We start from the raw sequence: 11,563 nt of genomic DNA, 5'->3' as shown, positions 1-11,563 counted from the left end.
CGCGGTGAAGGTCGGTGCGGTCGTCATCACCATGGGCAACCGCCCCGAGGAGCTGCGGGCGCTGCTCGACTCGGTCGCCCGGCAGGACGGGGACCCCGTCGAGGTGGTCGTGGTGGGCAACGGCTCGCCGGTGCCCGACGTCCCCGAGGGCGTGCGCACGGTGGAACTCCCGGAGAACCTCGGCATCCCCGGTGGCCGCAACGCCGGCATCGAGGCCTTCGGGCCGGGCGGCCGGGACGTCGACATCCTGCTCTTCCTCGACGACGACGGGCTCCTCGCCCGCACCGACACCGCCCTGCTGTGCCGCGAGGCGTTCGCCGCCGACCCGCGGCTGGGCATCGTCGGCTTCCGCATCGCCGACCCGGACACCGGCCTCACCCAGCGGCGCCACGTCCCCCGGCTGCGCGCCGCCGACCCGATGCGCTCCTCGCGGGTGACCACCTTCCTCGGCGGCGCGAACGCCGTGCGCACCCGGGTGTTCGCAGAGGTCGGGGGGTTGCCGGAAGCCTTCTTCTACGCCCATGAGGAGACCGACCTGGCCTGGCGGGCGCTGGACGCCGGCTGGACGATCGACTACCGGGCCGACATGGTGCTGCACCACCCCACGACCGCCCCTTCCCGGCACGCGGTCTACCACCGTATGGTCGCCCGCAACCGGGTGTGGCTGGCCCGCCGGAACCTGCCCGCCCCGCTGGTCCCCGTCTACCTGGGGGTGTGGCTGCTGCTCACCCTGGTGCGCCGCCCCTCCCGCCCGGCGCTGAGGGCGTGGTTCGGCGGGTTCCGGGAGGGCTGGGCCGCTCCGTGCGGTCCGCGACGGCCCATGAAATGGCGTACCGTGTGGCGGCTCACTCGGCTGGGCCGCCCCCCGATCATCTGACAAGCTTGTCCCCGAGGGCACCCGTCCCCCGGCTGTCCGGGGGTCGCGCCCGCCGTGCAGATCGAAGACGAAAGTGTCCATTTGTGAGTGAGAGAAGCAACGACGGCGGACTCCTGCTGAGCCCTGGCGCGTCACCCGATGCCGGGCTCCCCGCGGCGGACCTCGCCGCGAAGCACGGGCTGACCGTGAGCGGCGCGCGGCCCTCCCTCGGCGCCTACGTCCGCCAGCTCTGGGGCCGGCGTCACTTCATCCTCGCCTTCTCCTCGGCGAAGCTCACGGCCCAGTACAGCCAGGCCAAGCTGGGGCAGCTGTGGCAGGTCGCCACCCCGCTGCTGAACGCGGGCGTCTACTTCCTGATCTTCGGCCTGATCCTGGGGGCGGACCGGGGCATGGCCAAGGGTGTCTACATACCCTTTCTGGTGACCGGGATCTTCGTCTTCACCTTCACGCAGAGCTCGGTGATGAGCGGGGTCCGGGCGATCTCCGGGAACCTCGGGCTGGTGCGCGCCCTGCACTTCCCGCGTGCCGCCCTGCCCATCTCCTTCGCGCTGCAGCAGCTCCAGCAACTGCTCTACTCGATGGTCGTCCTGGTCCTCATCGTGATCGCGTTCGGCAGCTACCCGGACGCCTCCTGGGCGCTGGTCGTCCCCGTGCTGGCCCTGCAGTTCCTGTTCAACACGGGCCTGGCACTGGTCTGCGCCCGGGCCGGCGCCAAGACGCCCGACCTCGCGCAGCTCATGCCCTTCGTGATGCGCACCTGGATGTACGCCTCCGGGGTCATGTTCTCCATCCGGATCATGCTGCAGGACAAGCCGCAGTGGATCTCGGACGTCCTGCAGTGGAACCCGGCCGCGGTCTACATGGACCTGATGCGCTACTCCCTCATCGAGGGCTACGGGGCCGGCAACCTCCCTCCCCACGTCTGGGCGGTCGCCTGCGGCTGGGCGGTGCTGTGCGCGGTCGGCGGGTTCGTCTACTTCTGGAAGGCGGAGGAGAGGTACGGCCGTGGCTGAGCCGGCCGCCGAGGCGCCGGTGCCCACCGTCATCGCCGACGAGGTCCACATCGTGTACCGGGTCAACGGCGCCAAGACGGGCAAGGGCAGTGCCACCGCCGCCCTGAGCCGCATCCTCAAGCGCGGCGAGGAGCGGGGGGTCCGCAAGGTCCACGCGGTGCGCGGGGTTTCCTTCGTCGCCTACCGGGGCGAGGCGATCGGCCTGATCGGCTCCAACGGCTCCGGCAAGTCCACCCTGCTGCGGGCCATCGCCGGACTGCTGCCCACCGAGAGCGGCCGGGTCTACACCGACGGCCAGCCCTCGCTGCTCGGCGTCAACGCGGCCCTGATGAGCGACCTGACCGGGGAGCGCAACGTGATCCTGGGCGGCCTGGCCATGGGCATGTCGCGCGAAGAGGTCAGGGAGCGCTACCAGGGCATCGTCGACTTCTCCGGCATCAACGACAAGGGCGACTTCATCACCCTGCCGATGCGCACCTACTCCTCCGGCATGTCCGCCCGCCTGCGCTTCTCCATCGCGGCCGCCAAACGCCACGACGTGCTGATGATCGACGAGGCGCTCGCCACCGGTGACGCCAGGTTCCAGAAGCGCTCCGAGGAGCGCATCCGGGAGCTGCGCCAGGAGGCCGGCACGGTCTTCCTGGTCAGCCACAGCAACAAGTCCATCCGCGACACCTGCGACCGCGTGCTGTGGTTGGAACGCGGTGAACTGCGCATGGACGGCCCCACGGAAGAGGTGCTGGGGGAGTACGAGAAGTTCACGGCCAAGTGAACCCGTCCCGCGGGCCCCGCCGGAACTGCTCCGGCGGGGCCCGCGTCCGCAAAAGATGCGCCAACTCCGTTTTTCCTTAGGAATCTTGGAGCCAATCGGTGTGTTCTTGTGATGCGCAGGACACCCCTGCGGGCCACGCTGCGTTGTACAACGTAAGCTGGACCGGTCCCCAAAGGCGGCAAGTGGGGAGATAATGCGCGACACCCTCCGGCGGGAACCCCCGTCGACGGCTCGGCGGCGTGTCCGAAATAGTGTGTATTGGGTCAGCAGTGTAGAACGGGAGATGTGACGGCAATGGGTATGGAAACTCCCCAGCTCACCGCAGCATGTGCCGTCCCCGCCCCAGGCAGCGTGCGGTGACGGGCACAGCGGGAACGACAGGCGCGGCGGGGACGCTGCGCGCGCGCACCGGCGACCCGGCGCACGGCACGCTCGCCAAGGCCGCGGACGAGAACTTCCCCGTGGCCCCCTTCTTCCTCCCCCGGGCCTGGCGCCACGACCTCATGGCCGTCTACGGCTTCGCCCGCCTCGTGGACGACATCGGCGACGGCGACCTCGCCCCCGGTGGCGCCGACGCGCGCATCCTCGGCGTCGACGCCGACCTGGCCGGCGACCGGTCGGTCCTGCTGGACGCGTTCGAGGCCGACCTGCGCCGCGTCTTCGCGGGCACGCCCCGCCACCCGCTGCTGCGCCGCCTGCAGCCGACCGTCCGGCGCTGCTCCCTGACCCCCGAGCCGTTCCTCGGCCTGATCGCGGCCAACCGCCAGGACCAGCTCGTACGGCGCTACGAGACCCACGACGACCTCCTCGCCTACTGCGAACTGTCCGCCAACCCCGTCGGCCGCCTGGTGCTCGCCGTCACCGGCACCACCACTCCGGAGCGGGTCCGGCTCTCCGACGCGATCTGCACTGCCCTGCAGATCGTCGAGCACCTCCAGGACGTGGCCGAGGACCTCGGCCGCGACCGGATCTACCTGCCGGCCGAGGACCTGAAGCGCTTCCACGTCCGGGAAGCCGACCTCGCCGCGGACAGCGCGAGCGCCTCCGTCCGCGCCCTGATCGCGTACGAGGCGCAACGCGCCCGCGAACTGCTGAATGAAGGAGCCCCCCTCGTGGGTAGCGTCAACGGCAGGTTGAAGCTGCTGCTCGCAGGGTTCGTGGCAGGGGGAAGGGCGGCCATCCGGGCGATCGCCGCCGCCGAATACGACGTACTTCCCGGCCCGCCCAAGCCCGGCAAGATCCGGCTGCTGCACGAGGTGGGCGTGACTCTGCGAGGAGAGGGGTGATCCGGATCGTGGAGTTGCCACCACCCGTGTCCGCACCGGTACTCGCCGCATACAGCTACTGCGAGGCCGTCACCGGACAGCAGGCCCGTAACTTCGCCTACGGGATCAGGCTGCTGCCCACACCCAAGCGCCGGGCCATGTCGGCGCTGTACGCGCTCTCCCGGCGCGTCGACGACATCGGCGACGGCGCGCTCGGCGACGACGTGAAGGCCGCGAGGCTCCAGGACACCCGGACCCTGCTGGCCCGGGTCCGGGCCGGCGAGGTCGACGAGGACGACACCGACCCGGTCGCCGTCGCCCTCACCCATGCCGCCGAGCACTTCCCGATCCCGCTCGACGGGCTCGACGAGCTCATCGACGGCGTCCTGATGGACGTGCGCGGCGAGACCTACGAGACCTGGGACGACCTCAAGGTGTACTGCCGCTGCGTGGCCGGGGCCATCGGCCGGCTCTCGCTCGGCGTCTTCGGCACCCAGCCGGAGGCGCCCGGAGTCGAGCGCGCGGCCGAGTACGCCGACACCCTCGGCCTCGCCCTGCAGCTCACCAACATCCTCCGGGACGTGCGCGAGGACGCCGAAGGCGGCCGCACCTACCTGCCGGCCGACGACCTCGCCAAGTTCGGCTGCTCCGCGGGCTTCCGCGCACCGACCCCGCCGGAGGGCTCGGACTTCTCGGGCCTGGTGCACTTCGAGGTGCGGCGGGCCCGGGCGCTCTTCGCCGAGGGCTACCGGCTGCTGCCCATGCTCGACCGGCGCAGCGGCGCCTGCGTCGCCGCCATGGCGGGCATCTACCGCCGCCTGCTCGACCGCATCGAGCGCGACCCCGAGGCCGTGCTGCGCGGCCGGGTCTCGCTGCCCGGCCGGGAGAAGGCCTACGTCGCCGTCCGCGGTCTGTCCGGCCTGGACACGCGCACCGTGTCCCGGCAGACGGTCAGGAGGCGCGCCTGATGGAGCAGCCGGTCCATGCCGACGCCGGCTGCGGCGAGCGGCGGGCAACCCTCCGGTGGCGGGCGGCGTCCCTGACTGAGACGGTCGGTTGTGCACGGTGCACAGACCACGACCGCCGCACAGGGGAGGGCGCACGATGACCCAGGGCAAGAGACCCCAGGGGCAGCCCGCGGACCGTCCGGGGCCGGGTCGGCACGCCGTCGTCGTCGGTGGCGGGCTGGCCGGCACGACCGCCGCGCTGGCGCTCGCCGACGCGGGCGTGCACGTCACCCTGCTGGAGGGCCGCCCCCGGCTGGGCGGCCTGGCCTTCTCCTTCAGCCGCGGCGGGCTCACCGTCGACAACGGACAGCACGTCTATCTGCGCTGCTGCACCGCCTACCGCTGGTTCCTCGACCGGATCGAGGGAGCGGAGCTGGCACCGCTGCAGAATCGACTCGACGTGCCCGTCCTGGACGCCGCCGCACCCGAGGGCCGGCGGCTGGGGCGGCTGCGCCGCGACGCGCTTCCCGTGCCGCTCCACCTCGGCCGCAGCCTCGCCGGCTACCCGCACCTCTCGCTCGCCGAACGCGCCAGGGTGGGGCGTGCCGCACTCGCCCTGCGCGGACTCGACCTCAACGACCCGGCACTGGACGAGCGGGACTTCGGCAGCTGGCTGGCCGCGCACGGCCAGTCGGCGCGCGCCGTCGAGGCCCTGTGGGACCTGGTCGGCGTCGCCACGTTGAACGCGGCCGCGTCCGACACCTCACTCGGACTCGCCGCGATGGTGTTCAAGACCGGCCTGCTGTCCGACCCGGCGGCGGCCGACATCGGCTGGGCCCGTGTCCCGCTGGGCGAGCTGCACGACCGGCTCGCCCGCAAGGCGCTCGACTCCGCGGGCGTGCGCACCGCGCTGCGTTCACGCGTCACCTCCGTCCATACAGACGTCGACGGACGCTGGAGCGTTCAGATCCCCGGCGAGACGCTCACCGCCGACGCGGTCGTCCTCGCCGTACCGCAGCGGGAGACCCACGGCCTGCTGCCCCCGGGAGCCCTCGACGCCCCCGAACGGCTGCTGGAGATCGGCACCGCACCGATCCTCAACGTCCACGTCGTCTACGACCGGCCGGTGCTGAACACCCCCTTCCTCGCCGCGCTCGGCACCCCCGTGCAGTGGGTGTTCGACCGCACCGAGGCCTCCGGGCTGCGCGGCGGCCAGTACCTGGCGCTCTCCCAGTCGGCGGCACAGCACGAGATCGACGAACCCGTCGCCGTGCTGCGCGAGCGGTACCTGGCGGAGCTGGAGAGGCTGATCCCGGGTACCCGCGGCGCCATGGTGAGGGACTTCTTCGTGACCAGGGAGCGCACCGCCACGTTTGCCCCCGCCCCGGGCGTCGGGCGCCTGCGCCCCGGCGCCCGCACCAATGTCCCCGGCCTGTACCTGGCCGGAGCGTGGACCGCCACCGGGTGGCCCGCGACCATGGAGAGTGCGGTCCGCAGCGGCGTGAGCGCGGCCGACGCCGCACTCGGCGCCCTCGGCCGGCCCCGCCCCCGACGGCTCTTCGCGTGCGAGGAGGCTGCGTGATGCTGGATCAGCGCGGCACGGAGGGCCCCCGCACCCCCGGTACCGCAACAAGAGGAGAGACTGTGCCCACTGTGCCCCCGGCCGAGACGGCCGCTCGGAGGTCCGCGGTGGACGTGACCGCGCTGCTGGAGCGCGGCCGGACACTCGCCACGCCGGTGCTGCGGGCGGCCGTCGACCGGCTGGCGCCCCCCATGGACACCGTTGCCGCGTACCACTTCGGCTGGATCGACGTGGCGGGCAACCCCGCCTCCGGCGACGGCGGAAAGGCCGTGCGCCCGGCCCTGGCCGTGCTGTCCGCCGAGGTCACCGGCGCGGCGCCGGAGACCGGCGTACCGGGCGCGGTCGCCGTGGAGCTGGTCCACAACTTCTCCCTCCTGCACGACGACCTGATGGACGGCGACGAGCAGCGCCGCCACCGCGACACGGTGTGGAAGGTGCACGGACCCGCCCAGGCCATCCTGGTCGGCGACGCCCTGTTCGCGCTCGCGGGCGAGGTCCTGCTGGAACTCGGCACCGTCGAGGCCGGCCGCGCCGCGCGCCGCCTCACCCGCGCCAGCCGGGCCCTGATCGACGGTCAGGCGCAGGACATGTCCTACGAGCACCGGGACCGGGTCACCGTCGAGGAGTGCCTGGAGATGGAGGGCAACAAGACCGGCGCCCTGCTCGCCTGCGCCAGCTCCATCGGCGCGGTGCTCGGCGGCGCCGACGACGCCACCGCCGACGCCCTGGAGAAGTACGGCCACCACCTCGGCCTCGCCTTCCAGGCCGTCGACGACCTCCTGGGCATCTGGGGCGACCCGGAGTCCACCGGCAAGCAGACCTGGAGCGACCTGCGCCAGCGCAAGAAGTCACTGCCGGTCGTGGCCGCGCTCCAGGCCGACAACGCTGCGGCCCGGCGGCTCGGGGAACTCCTCGCCGCCGACGCCAAGGCGAGCGACTTCGCCGACTTCTCCGAGGAGGAGTTCGCGGAGCGCGCCCGCCTCATCGAGGAGGCCGGCGGACGCGGGTGGACCGCCGAGGAGGCGCGCCGCCAGCACACCACCGCGATCGCGGCCCTCGACGCCGTCGACATGCCCGAGCGGGTCCGGGAGCGGTTCACCGCACTCGCCGACTTCGTCGTCGTCCGGAAGAGATGAGCGCTATCGGACGAACACACCTCGCGTAGTCGCCGGCCGGTGCGCTCCACGCTCACGGCACCGGCCGACGGCGGACCCACAGCAGACGCTCGACTTGCACGACTGCACGAAGGGGAAGCCATGACAGCGACGACCGACGGAAGCACCGGGGCACTGCCGTCCCGCGCTGCCGCGGCCAGCGAAAGCGACACCGACACTCCTGAGGCCGCCGACACTCCCGAGGCCGCCGGCGGCCCGCGGGCCGCCCGGCGCGCCGTCCACCGCGCGACGGACTACCTGCTCTCCCGGCAGGACGCCCAGGGCTGGTGGAAGGGCGACCTGGAGACCAACGTCACCATGGACGCCGAGGACCTGCTGCTCCGGCAGTTCCTGGGAATCCTCGACGAGGACACCACCCGCGCCGCCGCTCTCTTCATCCGCGGCGAGCAGCGCGAGGACGGCACCTGGGCCACCTTCTACGGCGGCCCCGGTGAACTGTCCACCACCGTCGAAGCCTACGTCGCGCTCCGGCTGGCCGGAGACGAACCCGAAGCACCGCACATGGCGAAGGCCTCCGCCTGGATCCGCGAGCACGGCGGCATCGCCTCCGCCCGGGTCTTCACCCGGATCTGGCTGGCCCTGTTCGGCTGGTGGAAGTGGGAGGACCTGCCCGAACTGCCGCCCGAGCTGATCTGGTTCCCCAGCTGGTTCCCGCTCAACATCTACGACTTCGGCTGCTGGGCGCGGCAGACCATCGTGCCGCTGACCATCGTCTCCGCCAAGCGGCCGGTACGGCCGGCGCCCTTCCCGCTGGACGAGCTGCACACGGACCCCGCCAACCCCAACCCGCCCGTGCCGCTCGCACCCGCGGTCAGCTGGGACGGCGCCTTCCAGCGGCTCGACAGGACACTGCACGCCCTGCGCAGAGCGGTGCCCCGGGGTCTGCGCAGGAGCGCGATGAACGACGCGGCCCGCTGGATCATCGAGCGGCAGGAGAACGACGGCTGCTGGGGCGGTATCCAGCCCCCCGCCGTCTACTCCGTCATCGCGCTGTACCTCGTCGGCTACGACCTCGAACACCCCGTGATGCGCGAGGGAATCGCCTCGCTGGACCGTTTCGCCGTCCGGCGCGAGGACGGCGCCCGGATGATCGAGGCATGCCAGTCGCCGGTGTGGGACACCTGCCTGGCCACCATCGCACTCGCCGACGCCGGGCTGCCCGCCGACCATCCGCAACTGGTCAAGGCCGCCGACTGGATGCTCGGCGAGGAGATCGTCCGGCCCGGGGACTGGGCGGTGCGCCGTCCCCATCTCCCGCCCGGTGGCTGGGCGTTCGAGTTCCACAACGACAACTACCCCGACATCGACGACACCGCCGAGGTCGTCCTCGCGCTGCGCCGGGTGCGCCACCACGACCCGGAGCGGCTGGAGAAGGCCATCGCGCGCGGGGTCCGGTGGAACCTGGGCATGCAGTCCCGCAACGGCGGCTGGGGCGCCTTCGACGTCGACAACACCAGCCCCTTCCCCAACCGGCTCCCCTTCTGCGACTTCGGAGAGGTCATCGACCCGCCGTCCGCGGACGTCACCGCGCACGTGGTGGAGATGCTCGCCGTCGAGGGACTCGCCCACGACCCGCGCACCCGGCGCGGCGTCCAGTGGCTGCTCGACGAACAGGAGCCGGACGGCTCCTGGTTCGGACGCTGGGGAGTCAACTACATCTACGGCACCGGCTCCGCCGTACCGGCCCTGGTCGCCGCGGGACTGCCCGGTTCGCACCCGGCCGTCCGCCGCGCGGTGGCCTGGCTCGAACGGGTCCAGAACGACGACGGCGGCTGGGGAGAGGACCTCCGCTCGTACCGGGACTCCACCGCGTGGAGCGGGCGGGGCGCCTCCACCGCCTCGCAGACCGCGTGGGCGCTGATGGCCCTGCTGGCCGCGGGGGAGCGGGAGTCCGCGGCCGTGGAGCGCGGCGTCGCCTGGCTGGCCGCCACCCAGCGCGAGGACGGCTCCTGGGACGAGCCGTACTTCACCGGCACCGGCTTCCCCTGGGACTTCTCCATCAACTACCACCTCTACCGCCAGGTGTTCCCGCTCACCGCGCTCGGCCGGTACCTGAACGGCGAACCGTTCGCTCCCGCGTCCGCGCACGGCAGGCCCGCCGCGGTGAGCCGACCGGCCGCCAGGCCGGTCGCCGAGGCCAAGGGGAACTGATGGCCGCACAGCCCGTCCCGGCCGCTCCGCTGCTGATCGCCTGCGCCCTCGGCATCGAGCACCTCGCCCTGCGCGGCCGCGACCGCGGCGAGCCCTGCGGGCCCGTCACCGTGCTGCGCACCGGAATGGGCCCCGGGGCAGCGGAGAAGGCGGTCGACCGGGCGCTGGCCGACCCGGCGTTCGCCGACGCCGCCGTCCTCGCCACCGGCTTCTGCGCGGGACTCGCCCCCGGCATGCACCCGGGCGACCTCGTCGTCGCCGAGGAGACCCGGGACCCGCGGCGCACGGTCGCCTGCGCCGGCACCGAACTGCTCGTCAAGGAACTCACCCGCACACTGCCCGGACGCACCGTGCACACCGGCCCGCTCACCGGCTCCGACCACGTGGTCCGCGGCCCGGAGCGGTCCGACCTGCTCGCCACCGGCGCGATCGCCGCCGACATGGAGTCGGCCGCCACCCTGCTGAGCGCGGTGCGCTCCGGCGAGCGCCCCGTTGCGGCCGTCCGGGTGGTCGTGGACGCCCCCGAACACGAACTCGTACGGATCGGCACGGTCCGCGGTGGAATATCGGCATTCCGTGTTCTCCGTTCTGTCCTCCCTACTTTCTTCGAATGGCACCGCAATGTGCTGCTCCCCCGGAGGTGAGCAAGATGGCCATGCCGCTGCGCCAGTCCATCAAGGTGGCCACATACCTGGCCGAACAGAAAGTACGCCGCCGGGACAAGTTCCCGCTGATCGTTGAACTCGAGCCGCTGTTCGCCTGCAACCTCAAATGTGAGGGCTGCGGCAAGATCCAGCACCCGGCCGGTGTGCTCAAGCAGCGCATGCCCGTCGCACAGGCCGTGGGCGCGGTGCTCGAGTCCGGGGCCCCGATGGTGTCGATCGCCGGCGGCGAGCCCCTGATGCATCCGCAGATCGACGAGATCGTGCGCCAGCTGGTCGCCAAACGGAAGTTCGTCTTCCTGTGCACCAACGCCATGCTGCTGCGCAAGAAGATGGACAAGTTCCGGCCCTCCCCCTACTTCGCCTTCGCCGTGCACATCGACGGACTGCGCGAGCGGCACGACGAGTCGGTGGCGAAGGAGGGCGTCTTCGACGAGGCCGTGGAGGCCATCAAGGAGGCCAAGCGGCGCGGCTTCCGGGTGACCACCAACTCGACCTTCTTCAACACCGACACCCCGCAGACCATCGTCGAGGTCCTGAACTTCCTCAACGACGACCTCGAGGTGGACGAGATGATGATCTCGCCCGCCTACGCCTACGAGAAGGCTCCCGACCAGGAGCACTTCCTGGGTGTGGAGCAGACCCGGGAGCTGTTCAGGAAGGCGTTCGCGGGCGGGAACCGGCGCCGCTGGCGACTCAACCACTCCCCGCTGTTCCTCGACTTCCTCGAGGGCAAGGTGGACTTCCCGTGCACCGCGTGGGCCATCCCGAACTACTCGCTGTTCGGCTGGCAGCGCCCCTGCTACCTGATGAGCGACGGCTACGTGCCGACGTACCGCGAACTCATCGAGGACACCGACTGGGACAAGTACGGCCGCGGCAAGGACCCGCGCTGCGCCAACTGCATGGCGCACTGCGGGTACGAGCCCACCGCGGTACTGGCCACCATGGGGTCGCTGAAGGAGTCCCTGCGCGCCATGCGCGAGACCGTCTCCGGAAACCGGGAGTGAGGCCATGACAGCCGTTCCGCTCGGCGTCCCCGAGGTTCCGGCCCGCCCGCTCGCCGAGCGCCGCAGGAGCCGGCGGATCCAGGTGGGGTCGGTGCCGGTGGGTGGTGAT

Annotated in this window: 11 protein-coding genes; all 11 read left to right on the top strand. The window is 72.0% G+C overall.

The window, feature by feature from the left end:
* The first annotated feature begins 4 nt into the window (after positions 1 to 4).
* The gene (locus ACL02U_RS29840; RefSeq protein ID WP_412794117.1) at positions 5 to 877 is read left to right on the top strand and encodes a glycosyltransferase family 2 protein; all 873 of its coding nucleotides are present in this window, start codon (positions 5 to 7) and stop codon (positions 875 to 877) included.
* Between the two features lie 83 nt (positions 878 to 960).
* A complete protein-coding gene (locus tag ACL02U_RS29835; protein WP_412794101.1) occupies positions 961 to 1,890 on the top strand; it encodes an ABC transporter permease in 930 nt (309 codons plus the stop codon).
* Positions 1,883 to 2,662, top strand: a complete 780-nt coding sequence (locus ACL02U_RS29830; RefSeq protein WP_412794100.1) for an ABC transporter ATP-binding protein — start codon at positions 1,883 to 1,885, stop codon at positions 2,660 to 2,662. Before ACL02U_RS29835 ends, ACL02U_RS29830 begins: the two co-directional genes overlap by 8 nt.
* Positions 2,663 to 3,018: 356 nt before the next feature.
* Positions 3,019 to 3,948, top strand: a complete 930-nt coding sequence (gene hpnC / locus ACL02U_RS29825) for a squalene synthase HpnC (RefSeq protein WP_412794099.1) — start codon at positions 3,019 to 3,021, stop codon at positions 3,946 to 3,948.
* The gene (gene hpnD, locus ACL02U_RS29820; protein ID WP_412794098.1) at positions 3,945 to 4,895 is read left to right on the top strand and encodes a presqualene diphosphate synthase HpnD; all 951 of its coding nucleotides are present in this window, start codon (positions 3,945 to 3,947) and stop codon (positions 4,893 to 4,895) included. The genes hpnC and hpnD overlap by 4 nt, the downstream gene beginning before the upstream one ends.
* Positions 4,895 to 5,035: a DUF6380 family protein gene (locus ACL02U_RS29815; protein WP_412794097.1), complete on the top strand. Its 141-nt coding sequence runs from the start codon at positions 4,895 to 4,897 to the stop codon at positions 5,033 to 5,035. Before hpnD ends, ACL02U_RS29815 begins: the two co-directional genes overlap by 1 nt.
* Entirely contained in the window at positions 5,032 to 6,456 is a 1,425-nt protein-coding gene (hpnE, locus tag ACL02U_RS29810; RefSeq protein ID WP_412794096.1) for a hydroxysqualene dehydroxylase HpnE, read from the top strand. The genes ACL02U_RS29815 and hpnE overlap by 4 nt, the downstream gene beginning before the upstream one ends.
* A gap of 71 nt (positions 6,457 to 6,527) precedes the next feature.
* Positions 6,528 to 7,592 (top strand): polyprenyl synthetase family protein, encoded by a 1,065-nt coding sequence (locus ACL02U_RS29805; RefSeq protein WP_412794116.1) that lies wholly within the window; start codon positions 6,528 to 6,530, stop codon positions 7,590 to 7,592.
* Positions 7,593 to 7,712: 120 nt separating this feature from the next.
* Complete coding sequence (gene shc, locus ACL02U_RS29800; protein WP_412794095.1) at positions 7,713 to 9,782, top strand: squalene--hopene cyclase; 2,070 nt, start codon at positions 7,713 to 7,715, stop codon at positions 9,780 to 9,782.
* Positions 9,782 to 10,426, top strand: coding sequence for a 1-hydroxy-2-methyl-2-butenyl 4-diphosphate reductase (locus ACL02U_RS29795; RefSeq protein ID WP_412794094.1), 645 nt, complete (start codon positions 9,782 to 9,784; stop codon positions 10,424 to 10,426). The genes shc and ACL02U_RS29795 overlap by 1 nt, the downstream gene beginning before the upstream one ends.
* A 5-nt stretch (positions 10,427 to 10,431) precedes the next feature.
* Entirely contained in the window at positions 10,432 to 11,454 is a 1,023-nt protein-coding gene (gene hpnH / locus ACL02U_RS29790) for an adenosyl-hopene transferase HpnH (RefSeq protein WP_412794093.1), read from the top strand.
* The last annotated feature ends 109 nt before the right edge of the window (positions 11,455 to 11,563 follow it).

The sequence above is a fragment of the Streptomyces sp. MS06 genome, from assembly GCF_047200655.1.
Taxonomy (GTDB): Bacteria; Actinomycetota; Actinomycetes; order Streptomycetales; family Streptomycetaceae; genus Streptomyces.
Note: the sequence above shows the minus strand (reverse complement) of the source record. Positions and strands in the feature narration are given on the sequence as shown.

Bases quoted from the DNA above. Each gene is read 5' to 3' on its own strand.
- hpnH (WP_412794093.1), top strand. From the start codon at position 10,432: ATGGCCATGCCGCTGCGCCAGTCCATCAAGGTGGCCACATACCTGGCC.
- ACL02U_RS29815 (WP_412794097.1), top strand. From the start codon at position 4,895: ATGGAGCAGCCGGTCCATGCCGACGCCGGCTGCGGCGAGCGGCGGGCA.
- shc (WP_412794095.1), top strand. From the start codon at position 7,713: ATGACAGCGACGACCGACGGAAGCACCGGGGCACTGCCGTCCCGCGCT.
- hpnE (WP_412794096.1), top strand. From the start codon at position 5,032: ATGACCCAGGGCAAGAGACCCCAGGGGCAGCCCGCGGACCGTCCGGGG.
- ACL02U_RS29795 (WP_412794094.1), top strand. From the start codon at position 9,782: ATGGCCGCACAGCCCGTCCCGGCCGCTCCGCTGCTGATCGCCTGCGCC.